The sequence below is a fragment of the Deltaproteobacteria bacterium genome, assembly GCA_016874775.1.
Lineage (GTDB): Bacteria > Desulfobacterota > Binatia > Bin18 > Bin18 > VGTJ01.
Genome location: VGTJ01000004.1, coordinates 41,156 through 57,728, shown reverse-complemented (window position 1 = coordinate 57,728; position 16,573 = coordinate 41,156). Strand labels below are relative to the sequence as shown.

The following is a 16,573-nucleotide window of genomic DNA, read 5'->3' as shown; positions in this document are numbered from 1 at the left end:
GTCTCGCCGCTGTTCTGTCGCGCTCATGCATGCACCGCCGGTCGTTTATTTGCCCACGGTTTGGCTTGCTCAAGTTGTGCGGCGATACGAATCAGTAAATCCTCACGTCCATACGCAGCCACCAGATGGACACCTATCGGTAGTCCTTCTTTACTCCAATGTAACGGTAAAGAGATCGCGGGCTGTCCGGTCTGATTAAACGCTGGAGTAAAGGGAATAATCGTCTCAGTTCTTCGCGCAGCTGCTAGGGGATCACTCCGTGTCGAAACAAACTGCCCAAGCGGTGGAGGTGGTTCAGCCAATGTAGGAGTGAGAAGGAGATCAAATCCTTCGTTCCACCACGCCACGATGCGTCGAGTATCCGCTTGCAGCCAGGTCACGGCTTCAACATACTGTGCCGCAGTTTTCGTCCGCCCAATCTCCGCAATCGTCCAGTTATGCAGCTCAAGATCATCAGCGGTTACTGGTCGCCCGACCCGCTTACTCCACCCTTCAACAACTGCGGCTACCGAACTCGCGACCAAGGTCCACACATGCGCAAACCGTTCGTGATTATTGTCAAGGGTTTTGGGGTAGGACTCTTCAACATGATGGCCGAGGGATTCCAGCAGGCGAGCCGTCTCTGTCACTGCAGCGACACAATCAGGGTGGACCTTAATAGCGCCGCCTGCTGCCGTCGTCATTAGCCCGATGCGTAATTTTCCCAGCTCAGCACCAACTTCCTGCAAAAATGGTCGGGCTGGCGGTGGCGCAAAATAGGGATCACCCGGCATGGCTCCAGCAACAATATCAAGGATCGCTGCCGAGTCACGAACAGATCGACTCACTACATGTTCGACGGCCAACCCAGCCCACAGCTCACCATAGTCCGGTCCCCACGACAAACGACCACGCGACGGTTTGAGTCCAACAAGGCCACACTCACTCGCAGGGATACGAATCGAGCCACCGCCATCGTTAGCGTGCGCGACAGGAACCATCCCAGACGCCACCGCACCGGCTGAGCCACCACTGGAACCACCAGTTGAACGTGTAGGATCCCATGGGTTTCTACTTGGGCCGTATGCTACAGGTTCAGTGGTCGGTAATGTACCAAATTCCGGGGTATTGGTTTTTCCCAAGAAGATGAACCCAGCCGCACGTAACTTCGCTGCCATATAGGTATCTTCTTTTTCCACCCAGCCCGCATTTTTGGCAAAGCGACAGCCCTCATGGTACGGATCACCAGCGGAATGACAGCCAAGGTCTTTCAAGAGAAACGGCACGCCACGAAACGGGCCAGTGGCAAGGGTCGGCGCGTTTGCTTGTAACCGGGCCTTTTCAAAGAGTGGGGTAATGACGGCATTCAGTTGCGGATTCAGCTTTTCGACTCGTGCAATCGCCCGATCGACGAGTTCGATGGGTTTCAGTTCACCACGACGTACCAGATCAGCCTGCGCCATTGCATCGAGAGCAGCAAGTTCATCAGCCATCGCTTTCCCTCCTTTGATGAATTGCTCTCTCTCGTAGCAGAAACACGCGCACAGTGCACCAGTGGCTACTGAGCACGCTTTGTCCTCAAAGGAAGTTTATAGATGTAGGCCGGAATAAGCCAAGCGTTTCCGGCACCGGTTACCCCACTGGCCGTTCGACCAAGTGAATCAACATGCCATGCAGATTTTTGGGATGGATAAAAGCGATGTGAGACCGACGTGAACCTGGCCGTCCAACTGTATCAATGAGCGTATGTCCAGCCTGAGCGAGAGTCTCTAGCGCTTGACTAATATTTTTCACCTTGAGTGCGACATGATGCAGTCCCGGCCCACGTGTCGCAATAAAGCGAGCAATTGCGCTACGATCTTGTTTGGTGTTGCCAGCCTGTCCGTGTTGGATTTGCACACTGAGCTGCGGATCGAGGTCTTGCAAAAATTCCAGTTCACAATCACCAACGGTAATGAAGGCAACGCGCACTCCACCGATCGGCTGTGCCGGTCGCGTATGATAGACAACACCATACTTATCTGAGGTAAAGCTCTCGACTGCGAGTTGGACCTCCATATCAGTTTGTGTACTTTCGAGTGCGTACCCCAGACGATGAGAGAACACATCAATCGCAGTCGTATTGTCACTACTAGCGATGCCAATATGGTCGATACGCTCCACCCATCCAGCAGGTGAGGGTTGCACGTGGAGCGGCTCAGACAGATAGGTCAGGACATGGGCGGTTGCAGGTGCATGCAGTAACAACCGACGGGTGCCTCCGAGTCCTACTTGAGGCGTAGTCGTATCAGAGAGTCCTTTTGAGGCCACGAACGCTGTTGCCGCCGGGAAGTCATCTACCTGCAAGGCAATATGATGCACTCCAGCCTTCGCCGGACCACCGAGAAACGGATCATCAGGAGCAAACAGGGCAAACGCACTCTCACCAACACTGAGAACGGGTGCTGTACGTTGACTATCACCTACAGTGCAGTCAGTGCGATGGAGATCAAAGTCACGAACAAGGGTCGCCGCTGTTGCTTCAACATCCGTCACAACGAACGCCACATACGCCAAGCCATTCCCGAGCATAATCATCCTCCAACCCTTTTGGCTGAGAGATTCAACACGCAATGCGTGTTAATTGCAACTACAATGACCCAATCCCCCAGCGAATGCCACGACGCAGTAACTCATAGTAAACTGGTAACTCCCACGCACAGCGTTCAACCGAACACACGGGCATGATCGGTTGCATGTCGTACTTGCCGCGACAGTGGCCGAGTGTCAGGTACAATACCTCACCTGCGCCATACGGATGGAGATAGAACTGTGGTCGTGACTCGTCTTTGTCCCAGTCTTCTCGTACGTAGCCCGTCGCTTTGGTTGTGTAACGCGACTCCAATAAGGTGTGAACTTTTCCGAAATACTCGCAGTAGTACGGCTCGTCGTACACGTCGAACGCTTGAATGCCGCGTACCAGCGGATGCATCGGGTCTGACACCGTCACATGAAAGTTTTGTTGTGGCGGATGGGCAATGAAACGACTGCCAAGCAACTCCATGAACTTCGGAGCTCTGTCCGGCGTATCGGCGGCACCAGGGATGGTAATATCGCCAACTTTCCGTTCTGGACCGACAAACTCGACTAAGGCATTGGTAGCGTGTAGCGCAAACCAACGCTTGCCGTTGGTCAGAAACTGCTTCAGCCCTTCCTGTTGCTCGGGTGCCGGAGCGACATTACATGTGTATGTCACTAAGAGCTGAGATTGGTTGATAGCGTCGAGGTCGCGATAATCCTCCCCAACTCTCACCATCACATCTTCGTGCTCAGCCAAGAGCTTCAGTAACTCTAAGCGAGCGAAATTGGTGTCGTGAAATCTGGCGTTACAGATCAGATAGACATCAATGCGATTGTTGGTGGTCATGACTTATCTCTCTTCCTTCCCTTTTTACGAGGAGATGTCCCGCTTCTTTGTGAACGCTGTTTCGCTGGGGGCTCTTCAGGCGACTGGGCAAGTTGATAGAACTCATGAAGTTTGCTCTGGAGCAGCTTTTTGTCAGGCAGTTGAGTTTGATACTCGGCAATGAGTGTAGGCGATAGAGAGCGACTGAGAGCGTATTCGACAACCTCGTTGTCCTTGGTGGCGCACAGGAGCACCCCAATAGACGGGCGCTCGTGAGGTTTGCGCACATCGCGATCCAAGGCTTCAAGGTAGAACTCTAACTTGCCAAGATGCTCAGGTTCAAACCGATTCACTTTTAATTCAATAGCTACCAGGCTGTTCAAACCTCGATGGAAGAAGAGAAGGTCCAGAGAAAAATCTCGTCCGCCGACTTGGACGGGATATTCGGAACCAACAAAGCAGAAATCCCGGCCTAGTTCGATGAGGAAATCCTTCAATTTAGCTATGAGGCTGCGGTGCAGATCGGCCTCGGAGTGATCTTGAGGCAACTGGAGAAACTCAACAACGTAGGCATCTTTAAAGACATCCACTGCTTCCGGATGAGAGTTTCGTAGTGCAGCCGCAGCTTTTGGCGGGTTTAGAATAGTGCGCTCGAACAAAGCGCTCTGGAGCTGACGCTCGAGTTCACGTTTTCCCCATCGTTCACGCTGAGTTAAGTGAAGGTAAAACTCACGCTCCTCGGGGCGTTTGGCACGACTCAGAATAAGCAAATTGTGCGTCCACGGTAATTCTCTCACCAGTGGCGAGAGTTTTGGCTCGTCGCGATAGGTCTCATAAAATTGGCGCATCCGCCAAAGGTTTTGAGGGGAAAACCCACGCAAGTTAAGATGAGCTGACCGTATGTAGGCAGCAAGAGATGAAATGGTGGATTTTCCCCATCCATCAACATCAATTCGCTGGCTAATGTACTCGCCTACCTGCCAGTACAAATCAATCAACTCAGTATTGACGGCACGAAAGGCACGTTGGCGGGCCTGCTGGATAAGATCAACAACTTCAGCAAATGAGACGGCAAGCGAAGTTGAGGTAACCTTACGCGAGGAAGAGCCTTGCCGCTTCTTCATGACATCCTCTCCGTTTCCCTTAACCCTACTTGTCTACAGCAACTCGCCCAGCTCTCATTGTCCAGTCAGCGCTTGGACAATTTCGAGATCTGGAAAGACTAACGGCACGCAAGGGTTACCCTGTCACATTAATCACGCTACTGCGACTTCCCTTCTTCACTTCGATACGCATCGGCATAGCGGCAGCGACTTCTTCGACGTGGGTAATGATCCCAACCATGCGCCCTTCCTCGCCACGCAACTCTTGTAGCGTTTCGGTCACAAGCTGTACGCCTTCACGGTCTAACGTACCGAAACCTTCATCGAGAATGAGACATTCGGTCGAGGTACGAGCGGCTTTGCCTGTGGCAAGTTCACGGAAGCCTTGCGAGAGAGCAAGGGCAATGGCTAATGAGGCGAGGAACGTTTCACCTCCTGACAGTGAGTGGGTCGGTCGCTCGCGTTTGTTGTCTTCATGATCAACAATGAGCAGTTCAATCGCTCGGCGTTTATAGGCAATATCGAAGGAATAGCGACCGTGTGTGAGGCGCTGCAAATGCAATGTCGCATCGCGCATCAGCGCTTCCACGGCTTCCTGCGAGAGAAAATCGGTGAACTCGGATCCCAACAACTTGTGTAGATCAGTCGCTAACCGTCCTTCGGTGTCGGCGGCGCGCAGTTTTTCTTCCTCTTGGCCCTTTTCCGCACATCGCCGTTCGAGTTCTGCAACTTCAGCTTCCAGCCGACTGCGACGCTCACGAATGGAAATCTCCTGCGCATGAATACTCGCGAACTGTTCTTTCAACCCTTGCCCATCTTCACCAATATCGGACAGCCCGGCTTTTGCTACTTCTTTCCGTAGGTCTTGGCGCGACCGACTTAGTTCTTGCTCACATTTCGTCACACCCTGTTGCGTTTCTGCTACCGCTCGCTCACGGGCGTGCAAATCCGCTCGGAGGCCCGCCACGGATCGGTCCTGTTTTCCTTGTTCATCTTGTAGTGTTTTCTCTTGCTGCAAGAAAGCCGCATGCCGTTGCTGTTTCTCGGTTAGTGTCACCAGCTCGCTCTCAAGCGTAGTAAGTTCGGGTAAAATTGCGTCGGCAGCAAGGTTGAGATTGTCGCGCACGGCATGCGCTTCACGAAGAGCATGCTGTGTAGCGGCGTCTCTTTGAGAGACCAGAATACCCGCAGTTCCTTCTTGCTGGACTTTCTTGGTCTGTTCTGCCGCCAGAGCCGATTCAAGTGCACGTTGTTGTTGCTCTGTCGTTTCCACTTGTTGTTCGATCTGAACAAGCCGTTGCCGCCGCGCAGTTAATGTGGACTCTGGATCATCGCCAGTCTTTAGGAATGCAGCGAGGGTCTGAGCCAATTCGGCAATCTGAGCGTTGTTCGTCTCCAGCTGAACTGTCAGACTACGTAGAGCCTCCTGCAGAGCCGCTTCTTCCTTCTGTCCCTGTTCTCGTTGCCGGGTCAGCGCTAGTTTCTCTTTCTCCGCAGTTTGCGCCTTTCCTTCGGCCTCTTTGACTGCGGCGACAAGAGTTTGCCGTTGTTGCTGTACGCTAGCGAGCGCAGTCGCTAGGGATGCAAATCCTGGGAAACGACTCACAAACCCTTCCTGCGTTTCCTGGCGCTTCTGTACACGTATAGCAAGCTCTCGTTCAATCGACTCTGTCTTGGTGACTGCGGCTGCGACAGTCGCGTGAGATTTTTGCAGTGCTTGACGTACGCTCTGTGCTGCAGCCTTGGTGGTCTCCACTGAGCGTTGTAGGGTCCCGAGATCACCCATTGCTAACTCGGATATTTCCGGTACTCGTTGAACTGTGACTTCACACACCGGGCACGCCTCACCAACATGCAACGAGGCGCGCAAATGCTCGACTTCATAGCGGCGGCGGGTTTCCTCCAAGTCACGCACTGCGTTTTTTTCTCGCTGTTCCGCTTGTGCAAGGGCACTGTGCTGCTGCTGCAGTTCTTGCTCTGTGACTACTGCTGCAGCACGCGCGTCCTCACATTCCTTCACAAGTCGTTTCTCTTCGCGGACCGCTTCTTGTAACGCTTTTCCCAGTACGTTCGCTTCGTCTTCTAAACGTGCCTTTTCTTGTTCTTCTTCTCGCAAGCGCTCGCGTTGCTGCTGCAAGGTCCGAAGTTCCTGGTCTTTTGTTTCTTCTTGTTGACGATGAGTTGCGAGTGCCTGCTGAACTTGCAGCAATTTTTCATTCTGCTTTTTCTCTTGTTCCTGCAATCGTTGCTGCTCGTGGTGCAACTCTTTCCATCGCTTCGCCTGGGACAACTTTTCGGTCAGAGCCGCAATATCACCGCTCTGGGCAATCTCAGCTTGTAGCGTAGCAGCATGGGCAAGTCGCTCTTGTTCTCTGGCGGCCACTTCTTGTGCTTGAGTTGCAAGCCGCTGAACAAGCGCCTCAATATCTCGCTGGAGGAGCGACAACTCTTGTTGTTTACGCTCAGTTTCGAGTTGTGCCGTATGGTACTCTCGCAAATGTCCGACTGCGCGTCGAAGCACGTCATGGCGAGTAGCGTCATACCCAAGCGCATCGCGGTCTGTAGCGATTTGCGCGAGTCTCTGAGCGAGCGACTGAAGTTCTGTCTCCTCCGCTACAAGAGTTTGCGTTGCTCGCTCCTTCTCATTCGTTCGTGTTTGCGCTTCGGCGTGCAACTCCGTCTGACGACGAACAAGTGTCATCAGAGTATCAACGCGTTGCATCAATGTTTGAAAAACCGCTTCCCGACTGGTCGTTTCAGTCAGTTGCTGCTCAAGTGTCGCAAGTTCTTGGCGGTGTTGTTCAACTCGTTCTTGGCTCACACCTGCATACTGCGAGAGGGTTTCACGTAGGGCATCTGCCCGAGCTTTGGCTTGCCCTGCAACCTCACGTGCGCGTTCGGACACACGAGCATACACACCGAGTTCAAGAATGCTCGCTAGTAATTCACGGCGATCACTTGGTTTGCTGCTGAGAAACTCCGCATAGCGCCCCTGCGGCAGAATCACCGTCTTGGTAAAGCCATCGAAGTCGAGCCCTAACAGCTCCTCAATACGGCCCGTAAGGCGTTCAGAGCCTGAGGCATCTTGAATCCATTCTTCGCCTTCGCGTTCGCTCAACCCAGACTCTGTAGTTTTTCCAGTACGACGCACAGCTCGAAACCAGCGATCGCCGACAGTAAAATCAAATGACACCTCACAGAGCGTTTCACCAGCGGAAACGACCCCTTTGGAATCCGCGCCATAGCGGGCTGTGCGTCCGTAGAGACACCAGACAATCGCATCTATCAATGACGACTTCCCGCTCGCCATCGGACCAGTAATGGCAAAAAGGTCAAGGTTAGAAAAATCGACTTCGTGCGCTTCACCACTGGCAGCACGAAAGGGCATAAAGTTTTTGAGTGTGAGTTTTTGTGGTCGCATAACTTGGGGGTTGGGGATTAGGGGTCGGGATTTGGAGAATTGAGACTTGGGGCTAGAGACTAGGGGCTTGTGGGGAAGGGACCAGTCCCCAACCCCTAACCCCCAACCCCTTTTTTATGTCTCATCCTTTGCCGTGCTTGCTTCCTGATACAATCGATCAAACAATGCTAGCAACTGAGGGTCAGGATCATTCTTGCGTTTGGTGCGGTAATAGTCGGTGAATAACTCACGTGCAGGACGATCCCCATTGCTCCGATTCGCCGATTCCCCGATTCCCCGATTCTGGGTTTCAACTTCCTCAAAGCGCATGGCGATCACACCAGGTAAGGTCCGCACCTGCTCGGCTAGCTCGAAGGCACGTTTATCAGCTTGCAAGACAACCTCTACCCATGCATCAGTAAACTCACTTGCTTGGGAAAGGATCTCCTCAGCACTCCCTGTGCGGCGTAAGAGCCACTTCCCGGCGCTTAATTCGATGGGCGTAACCATCGCTGGCTTATTGGGATGAGCTTCGATGAGACACACGCTCTTTTTGTCATCACGTTCGCCGAAATCCATTTGCAAAATTGAGCCTGCATAACGCGCTTGCGATTTCGCGCCGGGAATCACCTGCGGTTTATGCATGTGCCCGAGCGCGACATATTGCACATGGGCAGGCAGAAACGTCGAGCTGATCGGATAGACACTTGATCGCCATTCACCGCCACCGAACTCACATTCAGAGAGATGAGCGTGCGCAAGCATCACTGTCACAGCGTTCCGATCCTGTCGCTTCATTGCTTCTTCGAGTGCCCGAAAGTAGTCCTGTACTTTGCTCTGATACGTCGCAAGGCGGACATCTTCTGACGCGCCGGCACCTTCGGCTGCAGTTAAGACTGCATGCGGCGACAAATACGGTAGACAGCCCACTAAGGCTTTTTCTTTTCCCTCCCGCGACGGGATCGGCACAATGAGTGAAGAAAGATCTTCGCCAAAGTCAGCCACGACATGGACTTGCACGAGATCACCCAATGGCTTGAGCGTCCGTAAGCGATACGGGTCGTCATGATTACCAGGGATCATTACTGACGGAATTTGCGCCCGAGCAAAATCAGCAAGGGTCTGCGCTACTAATTCTTCGGCTTCAAGCGGTGGGCGACGTTCGTGAAAGACATCGCCAGTAATGAGCACCGCATCAACCTGCTCGCGTTTGGCAATGTCGACAATCTCAGCAAAAACGGCCTGATGTTCGTCAATGCGCGAGCGGTTGCGAATCGTGCGGCCAACATGCCAGTCGGAGGTGTGAAGGAATTTCATACATCCACACCTTGGCAATAAAGTCCCCTCTCCCCTCGGGGGAGAGGGCTAGGGTGAGGGGGACTCAAGAAGAACTCTACAGCAAAAGAACAATCAGACCGAGCGATGTTCATGAACTCCTTCTCACTTTAGCCAACTTCAAATTCGGTGGTGGCATCTCGACTTCTTCCGCTCGCGTCGCCCAAGCTGGCATTGGAAAACAGACCGGCACCGGCGTCGGAATATCAGGCTGTGACACAATCATGCGGCCCGAAGTGAGAATCTTCGCTCTCTGCCGCAGTGTTGGCGGCAGGAAGCCGTATTCCGCGCGTTCCGCCTCTGCTGCGTCTAGTCGACCAACGATACGAAATGCTGGGTTAGCAACAATCCGACGTTCAACTTCTGACGCAGTTTGCTGCGCGCCAATCAAAATCGTGCCGCTGGAACGTCCACGTTCGGCGATTTCCAGCAAGCGCTCACGAATCGGTGACCAGCCATCACGCGGGGCGTAACGGTTCAATTCATCAACAACAATGAAGCACAGTGGCTCAGCCGAACCTGTGGCCTCTTTCTCTTCTTGAATCTGTTGCAGAACTGATCCCACCACAAAGCCTTTACCAACTTCGTAGAGTCCGGTGAGACTGACCACTGTCACCTGCTTCGCACGCCAGTTGATCATGTGCCGCTGGGGATCAGCATCACTCGGATCACGAATGATCGACGACATTTTCTCTTCAGTGCCATAGAGGCGCCGCATAAAGGCGCCAATGGTACCGGAGGCTTGGTTCGTTGAGGACGCAATTGCTTCAATGGCACCAATTAACGAACGGAAGTCACGAATCTCTTGTGGTGGTTCAACTGCACTTTCCTCGCCGTCCTCTTCCCCTTTTCCACTCTTCCTTTTCCTAAGTTGCAGAAAGACGCTTGCACCGTTCGGATCGGTTTTCTCCGCTTCTTCCGCTGCCTCACTTAAACGACGCTCTACTTGATACACTAAGGTCGAGAGTAGCGAAGAATCTTCGCTCGCATCGGTAAACAAGTAGCGTAGCAAATGATCGCGGCAGAAACTGCGTACGGTCCAGAAATATGGCGTCACTTCATCGGCTTTACGCGCTCCAACGCGCGGCTGAATCGGGCCATTGCCATTGTCCACGGGCGGGACATAGAACTGCACCGAATCAAACGCCTCAGCCGGCAGTTCCATCATTTCGTATTCGGCGATATCACCAGGACTTAACTGGTTGTTCTTCTTATCGAGGAACAGCAGGTCTTCGCCCTTCACATTGAAGATAATCGCATGGGTATTGGCCGGATCGCTCAATGCGCCACAATTTAACAAACTGTGCAGAAGAAAGGTCGTGTAGGTCGTCTTGGTGGCAATACCAGAGACACCGCTGATATTGATATGCGCGCCTTTGCGGCCATTGAGAAAGTCGAGATTGCCGTACACCACTTCTTTTCGTGAGAGCGCTAGCCCAAGTGGGAACTTACGCTCCATCTTGTCCATGAACAGCGCTTTGGCATATTCCTCGCCACTGACAACACGGACCTGATCACCCGGGCGAGGCGGATAGTAATATTCAGGGTCAATGCGTGTCACTCGCACATGCGCAGCAATCGAGAGTTCAACCGGTAGTCCGCGTTCGGCTTCGACGACATCAGAATCAAACGTTGACCCTTGATGGCGCGCACGGATAATGTCGACCATACCGAACAACTTGATCGGCCCAACCGGCGTATCGGTCTCGACCACGATCATCTCGTCCTGCTGCACCGGTTCGGTCTCATCCAACCACACCCAGAATTCGAGTGGTGTAGCGTCCTGCGTGCCGATCACTCTGCCCATTATGCCTCCCTATTGCGTCGGTCGAGCAACTCGCGTTCGATACCACGACGCACTAATTGTGGGTCACCCAACTTGTGACGCAACTGTCGTTCGAGCCCGCCAACTGGAATCAAATTCTGCGGTGCACGCGGATCTTTCGGAGCGCGAGAAGCCAGCGCCACAACTTTCACCGCCGCTTGATCGAGCAGCTCCACTGCGTTTTGCACGCCAAGTCCCACCTTTACTTCTAGCCGCACCAGCCCGGCATAGTGATGCTCAATCGGTCGTGGTTCAGCCAAGCGTAAGTAACAGGTATACACCTCAAAGCTGCGATTCTTACTACTGCCAGAGAAACGGAAGAGGGGAGTGCGGTCACCAGGTTTGAGCTTTTCAAGAATCACCGCATCTTTACCAGTGAGGTAGAGCCGTTGGATCGTTTTAATCACTCCGACAATCGATGAGCTATCCGCAAGAAACGTAAGATTACCATCAGCAAGCACTAAATGTTCTGGTCCCGACAATTTGCGGGCAATGTCGATCTCGGTTTGCCGCATTTCGGTCATCAGAGCTCGCCGCAAATCATCAGGCGTTGATTCAGGCGAGCTAATATTACGGTAGACAAGCGGCGTTTTGGTCCCATTGCCAGCTTGGACATGGACATCAGCTCCAGAATAACCACCACCAACAACAAAAAGGCGGTTAATGCTCTCCTCAACAATCGCAACGCGATGATTCACTTGCACCGCACCAGACGCATAGGAACCGAAAATCGCCAGGTAACGCCGATCCTCATCACTCACCACGGCAGGCGCATCAACCCGCATGACGCCATCAATGATCGTCGTCACTTCAGGCAAAGCCGACGGGTTAGGAGTTCGCGGTTTCCATGGTCCCTCCTCCTCTTGCCTACCAATCACTTGTGCTGTCGTCACCTCGCTGTCCACTTCACCAGGAGCCGTCATCTGGCTACCATAGTCTCCACCCCACGGGTCTAGAGAAATGCGCATCACGTTATCGTCCCTCCACCACAAGACGTGCACACGGTCTACACGAGACCTGTAAGCGATGAATCCTTGTTTACACCACTTAGTCTACCCACGCTAGATATAGGGCCCTTCTCCCGGCTCCCCTACCAGCCCTTGTGTTTCTGCCGAGGCTCAGAAACATTGCTACAATGTCGGTCATGGGGGGCTAAAACATGAGTGATGTAGATGCACTGAAAAAAGCCGCCGCCTTGGCGGCACTCGAACTTGTGACAAATAACGCAGTGGTTGGCCTTGGGTCGGGCTCGACGCTTGTGTACTTCATTCAAGAACTGGGAGTGAGAGTCCGCTCAGGCCGACTGCAAGTCGTTGGCGTTCCGACCTCATTTCAATCGCATTTCCTCGCCAAGGAAGCAGGGATACCGCTCCTCGACCCTATGGGTGTGGAACGTGTGGATATTACGGTCGATGGGGCCGATGAAATCGATCCTGCAGGAAACCTGGTGAAAGGTGGTGGCGGCGCCCACATCATGGAAAAACTCGTTGCCGCTATGGCAAAACAATTTGTTGTCGTCGCTGACGAGAGTAAGCCGGTTTCAGTACTCGGCGCACGCACGGCGGTCCCAGTAGAAGTGATTACTCCAGCTCTCGCGTTTGTGATGCAAAAAGTGCGAGAGTTCGGTGGGCAAGCGAAAATTCGCTCAAGCAACGGCAAGCTCGGGCCGGTGATGTCCGACCTTGGGCACCCGATTCTCGATGTCAAGTTTGACGCGATTACCGATGCTGCGCGACTGAATCAGCAACTCAATGCGATTCCGGGTATTGTTGGTCACGGCTTGTTTGTCGGGATGGCAGATCAGACGCTCGTCGCGTGTTCGCCACTCGACTCTCCCAAGATCGAGACACGACACTTCCGTCGGATCGGGTAGCAATTTCCTATTGCGCAGTTGAGCTGGTTAACCGCGTAAGGACCTCCGCCGTCATTCGCTCTCCACGTGCGGCTGTTTCCTCAACACGGTTCAAGACTTCAGCAATCCTTCGTAAGGAAATGACCGTTGCAACACTCGCAGCAATTAACGCAATAGTGTTGATCCAAATGCCGATCGGTATCCAGTTGTCCAGAGCTTGTGACTGTACTTCATGATGGAGGTATACGCCAGAACGACAGCAATACCTGGGTAACAAAAACTCCATACGCTAACCTTGCAAAACCATACGCAATCGGACTAAGCTTGGCCCATCCCGTAAAGGAGGAAAAACACATGGCCGAAAAAAATTATGATCGTACGACACAAGATGTTGGCAACATCTTAGCAATGGAGCACGTCAACGTTACCGTTCCAGATCAAAACATTGCATTACAATTTTATATTCAAACCCTCGGGCTCACCCGCGACCCCTACATGATGGTGGGGACAGAGAATATGTGGGTGAATATCGGTGAGCAGCAATTTCATCTTCCTACTCGGCAACCACAAGTGCTGCGCGGCCTCATCGGCCTCGTCGTTCCCGACCTCGATGGACTCAAACGTCGCTTGGAACGCGCACAGACCAAGCTTACCGGCACCTCGTTCTGCTGCGCAGAAGAGAATGGTCACATTGCTATCACCTGCCCGTGGGGTAATAAGTTTCGTGTCCACGCTCCTGGTCCGCAATTTGGTGATATGACATTAGGAATTCCCTATCTTGAGTTTATGGTCGAACCCAACTCCGCGTTAGGTGTCGCCCAGTTCTACAAGGAAATCATGCAAGCACCAACCACCTGGACGCCGGGCAAACAGGGCGCAGTGGCCTGTGTGCAAGTTGGCCGTTCACAAAAACTGATGTTTCGTGAGACCACCGCGCCGATCCCTGCCTATGATGGCCATCACATTGCCGTGTACATTGCCAACTTCTCCGGTCCACATTCCTTCTTGAAAGAACGTGGGCTCGTCTGCGAAGAAAGTGATAATCATCAGTATCGTTTCCGCGATGTTATCGATCCAGATTCAGGGCGCGTACTGTGCACGATTGAGCATGAAGTGCGTAGCATGTTCCATCCCATGTGGGGACGTGAGTTGGTGAACCGCAACGCGGGGCAAAACATTTTTGCCTATGCGCATGGCAAGGATGCGTTTGCGAGCCAGGGAACGCACGTGGGTGGAAGGTCGTAACACCGACATTCTCAGAGAGACAGGTTTGGCGCGTCAAGGGGTTAGGGGCGAAATCTCACACTGGCATTCACATTTCGTGAGTAAGGGCCTCACGGTGAGTTTTTCAAACGAAGACTTCCTGCGCGCCAGGCCGTTTCCCTATGTTTCGTTCGCTTAAAGTCTTTGCCTTCTTCCTGATCAGCGCCTTCTTGCTCAGTGCTGGCGGCTACATCGCGCTCCATATCGTACTGGGCCTGGCCAAACCGCTGCACAGTAGTGATCCAAAAACTTTTACCATCATTACTCACACGTGGTTAGCAACAGATGCCTAGCGCTACTTCTTTTACGAAAAAGCCATCTCTCAGGAACAGTTCGAAACGCGACACGTAAAAATGAGCAACGTCTGAGAGGAACATCCTGCCATCTGCTATTTTCGACACAAGAAGCGTTTTAGCGCTGGTACCAAGCCTGCGCCTTTCCATGCTTGGCGAAGGCTACTCATGGTGCCTAGTACCGTGTTTCGCAAGTTCATTCGCGGTGAAATCGTAGGGCGCGTACCACGCGCCAGTCAGTTGGCGCGCTTCGCACGCCCTACAACTGCTCACGAAGTTATGAGACACGGTACTAGTGTTGAAGGACAGGTTTAAAGTATCCCTCGATCTTGTACGTCCTGGTTTCGTGAGTGATCGTATCGATTTCCGCAAACGTCACGGACAACCAGCCATAGATGCGAGCGCCCCTCCGCAGGTCAGGAGATTTGAGGCGAAGTTCCTGTTTGAGGATCTTCCACTGCAACGGGTTTGTTAGCGCAGGGTATGTTGCTGAGAATAAACAGCGGTAGTGGAGCGTCCGGTCGATCATAACCGTGAGGGAACTCGCATAGGCTGGGAGTCCACCCGTGAATACGAGTGTGACGCCGTTAGGGGTTGTCATGGCGTCACAAAAGTTCATCTGATGTTTACCCTGATGGCTGGAGACACAACTCGCGGTGTGCTCGACCCGTAGCAGATCGTTGGCGTCAATCACGCCGTCTGTCGTGTCCTCCACATGCCCGTTGTCGTCTTCTACGATCCACCAGTGATACGAGGTCTCCGTCGTATGAAAGAATGGCGTATCGAGCTTTGGCGTAGTGATCGCCTTGCCGAGAAGGGCTTCGTCCCTGGTTACGGCATCGGCAGGCGACGAAGGCAAAATAGCCAGGAACAGCAAGACGAATCGGACGAAGAGGGATGTTCGTGTCATGGTGAAAATCTAAACTCCGTAAAGGTTGTCAGAAAAGTAGGCTGAAACCAATGACCGCCTCTTCCTATATATAATAGATGGGTTCCGTGAGAGGTTTGGCTCTATGTTTCCCGCGGCAGCTTCCGATATCGGTCAGGAGACATCGACGGCGCGTGGGCAGAATTTCTGCACGCCATGCAATTTGGACTACCGGAGGTACGGACGTGGATCGCGGCCTTCTCTAAGCATACTTAGAAGCTGTTGTGCCGATCTGCCCTTACGACAGTCATCGGTGTTCTCAATAACTCCCTATTCGCGGAAAGGTAAGGAGGTCCCTGTGGAGTTCATCATTTTCTGGCAGAGGTTCGTTCTCAGCCTATTCGTTGTCGGAATCTTGTCGTTCACACTCGTTCCACTCCTCTTCGGAAAAGAAGCCATTGACGGTGCGACAGATATCGCGATCGTCTGCATCGGTGGTGCTTTATTCGCCGTGCTCTGGCAGATGGTGCGGCGTATCCGAGGCAGCGCACGGGATCCCGAGCCGATTGTCTTAAGCGAGTCAGCCGTGGTTCTTGACGACAATCAGTCTCACCGAATGCAACGAGTCGAGGAGCGTACGCGAAAAGGCGTTGTCACCAGTCGTTATCAACGAGTGCTCGCTGCCGACGGCACGACGTGGGTCAAGCACGGTCCAACAGAGGAGTTTTTCGCGAATGAAGGGTGGCTATTTTCACGTGGAGAGTACCGGTACGGCAAGCAACACGGTCTCTGGCAAGACTTTCACGAGAATGGTCAACTCTCTACACAAGGCCATTTCGAGAATGGTAAAGAGGTCGGCATCTGGAAAAATTGGGACGAACACGGACACCCAGAAGAACCCGATGAGTATACCGGTGGCACCTCAGAAGACTCGAAGGAATTGGGGCTCCTCCCGAACAGGTAGCGTTACGCCTTCATATTCTTGCCGTGACTCTGGCCGACGGTCGCATTGTTCGCCACCAGTCGATCAATAGCAAGCCGAGCGTCACAAAGGGCAGCCACGGCCACAGCGGTTTGCCGGTCTTTTGTACTGCTCAGGGGAGGCACGCAAGCGCTCCTCTCTTTCGAGAGGTTACGAGGACTTTCCTCATCTCTGTGAGGCACCTGAGATTGACCACGCTACGTTTTAACAGCGTCATGGATTCCGTAGAATTTTTTTTCTTCCCCCCTTTTTTTGCTCCTGAGGAACAACTGCTCCACTCTTTCTTAC

The 16,573-nt window shown here is 53.1% G+C and carries 13 protein-coding genes; 3 read left to right on the top strand and 10 right to left on the bottom strand.

From position 1 onward, the window contains the following. Nucleotides 1-23 precede the first annotated feature (23 nt). The 8 genes from FJ147_01345 to FJ147_01310 form a co-directional block, all read right to left on the bottom strand. Nucleotides 24-1,472, bottom strand: coding sequence for an amidase (locus FJ147_01345; protein ID MBM4254522.1), 1,449 nt, complete (start codon nt 1,470-1,472; stop codon nt 24-26). A gap of 139 nt (nt 1,473-1,611) precedes the next feature. Continuing rightward, a complete protein-coding gene (locus FJ147_01340; protein ID MBM4254521.1) occupies nt 1,612-2,556 on the bottom strand; it encodes a hypothetical protein in 945 nt (314 codons plus the stop codon). A gap of 52 nt (nt 2,557-2,608) precedes the next feature. Next, nucleotides 2,609-3,385, bottom strand: coding sequence for a ThuA domain-containing protein (locus tag FJ147_01335; GenBank protein ID MBM4254520.1), 777 nt, complete (start codon nt 3,383-3,385; stop codon nt 2,609-2,611). After that, the gene (locus FJ147_01330) at nt 3,382-4,488 is read right to left on the bottom strand and encodes a DUF1016 domain-containing protein (protein ID MBM4254519.1); all 1,107 of its coding nucleotides are present in this window, start codon (nt 4,486-4,488) and stop codon (nt 3,382-3,384) included. The genes FJ147_01335 and FJ147_01330 overlap by 4 nt, the downstream gene beginning before the upstream one ends. A 115-nt stretch (nt 4,489-4,603) precedes the next feature. Continuing rightward, nucleotides 4,604-7,888 (bottom strand): SMC family ATPase, encoded by a 3,285-nt coding sequence (locus FJ147_01325; protein ID MBM4254518.1) that lies wholly within the window; start codon nt 7,886-7,888, stop codon nt 4,604-4,606. Between the two features lie 114 nt (nt 7,889-8,002). After that, complete coding sequence (locus tag FJ147_01320) at nt 8,003-9,184, bottom strand: exonuclease SbcCD subunit D (protein ID MBM4254517.1); 1,182 nt, start codon at nt 9,182-9,184, stop codon at nt 8,003-8,005. 109 nt (nt 9,185-9,293) lie between these two features. Beyond that, the gene (locus FJ147_01315) at nt 9,294-11,009 is read right to left on the bottom strand and encodes an ATP-binding protein (protein MBM4254516.1); all 1,716 of its coding nucleotides are present in this window, start codon (nt 11,007-11,009) and stop codon (nt 9,294-9,296) included. Further along, the gene (locus FJ147_01310; protein MBM4254515.1) at nt 11,009-11,995 is read right to left on the bottom strand and encodes a hypothetical protein; all 987 of its coding nucleotides are present in this window, start codon (nt 11,993-11,995) and stop codon (nt 11,009-11,011) included. The genes FJ147_01315 and FJ147_01310 overlap by 1 nt, the downstream gene beginning before the upstream one ends. Before the next feature lie 191 nt (nt 11,996-12,186). Between FJ147_01310 and rpiA the strand changes: the two genes are divergently transcribed. Then, complete coding sequence (gene rpiA / locus FJ147_01305) at nt 12,187-12,900, top strand: ribose-5-phosphate isomerase RpiA (protein ID MBM4254514.1); 714 nt, start codon at nt 12,187-12,189, stop codon at nt 12,898-12,900. A gap of 7 nt (nt 12,901-12,907) precedes the next feature. Here rpiA and FJ147_01300 read toward each other — a convergent pair whose 3' ends face one another. Further along, nucleotides 12,908-13,165: a hypothetical protein gene (locus FJ147_01300; GenBank protein MBM4254513.1), complete on the bottom strand. Its 258-nt coding sequence runs from the start codon at nt 13,163-13,165 to the stop codon at nt 12,908-12,910. A 68-nt stretch (nt 13,166-13,233) separates the two neighbouring features. Between FJ147_01300 and FJ147_01295 the strand changes: the two genes are divergently transcribed. Then, nucleotides 13,234-14,124 carry a hypothetical protein gene (locus tag FJ147_01295; GenBank protein ID MBM4254512.1) on the top strand — a complete coding sequence of 297 codons (891 nt, stop codon included), beginning with the start codon at nt 13,234-13,236 and terminating at the stop codon, nt 14,122-14,124. Nucleotides 14,125-14,727: 603 nt separating this feature from the next. Here FJ147_01295 and FJ147_01290 read toward each other — a convergent pair. Continuing rightward, entirely contained in the window at nt 14,728-15,345 is a 618-nt protein-coding gene (locus FJ147_01290; protein MBM4254511.1) for a hypothetical protein, read from the bottom strand. Between the two features lie 316 nt (nt 15,346-15,661). On the opposite strand from FJ147_01290, the gene FJ147_01285 reads away from it, so the two are divergent. Further along, nucleotides 15,662-16,267: a hypothetical protein gene (locus FJ147_01285; GenBank protein MBM4254510.1), complete on the top strand. Its 606-nt coding sequence runs from the start codon at nt 15,662-15,664 to the stop codon at nt 16,265-16,267. Nucleotides 16,268-16,573: the final 306 nt, after the last annotated feature.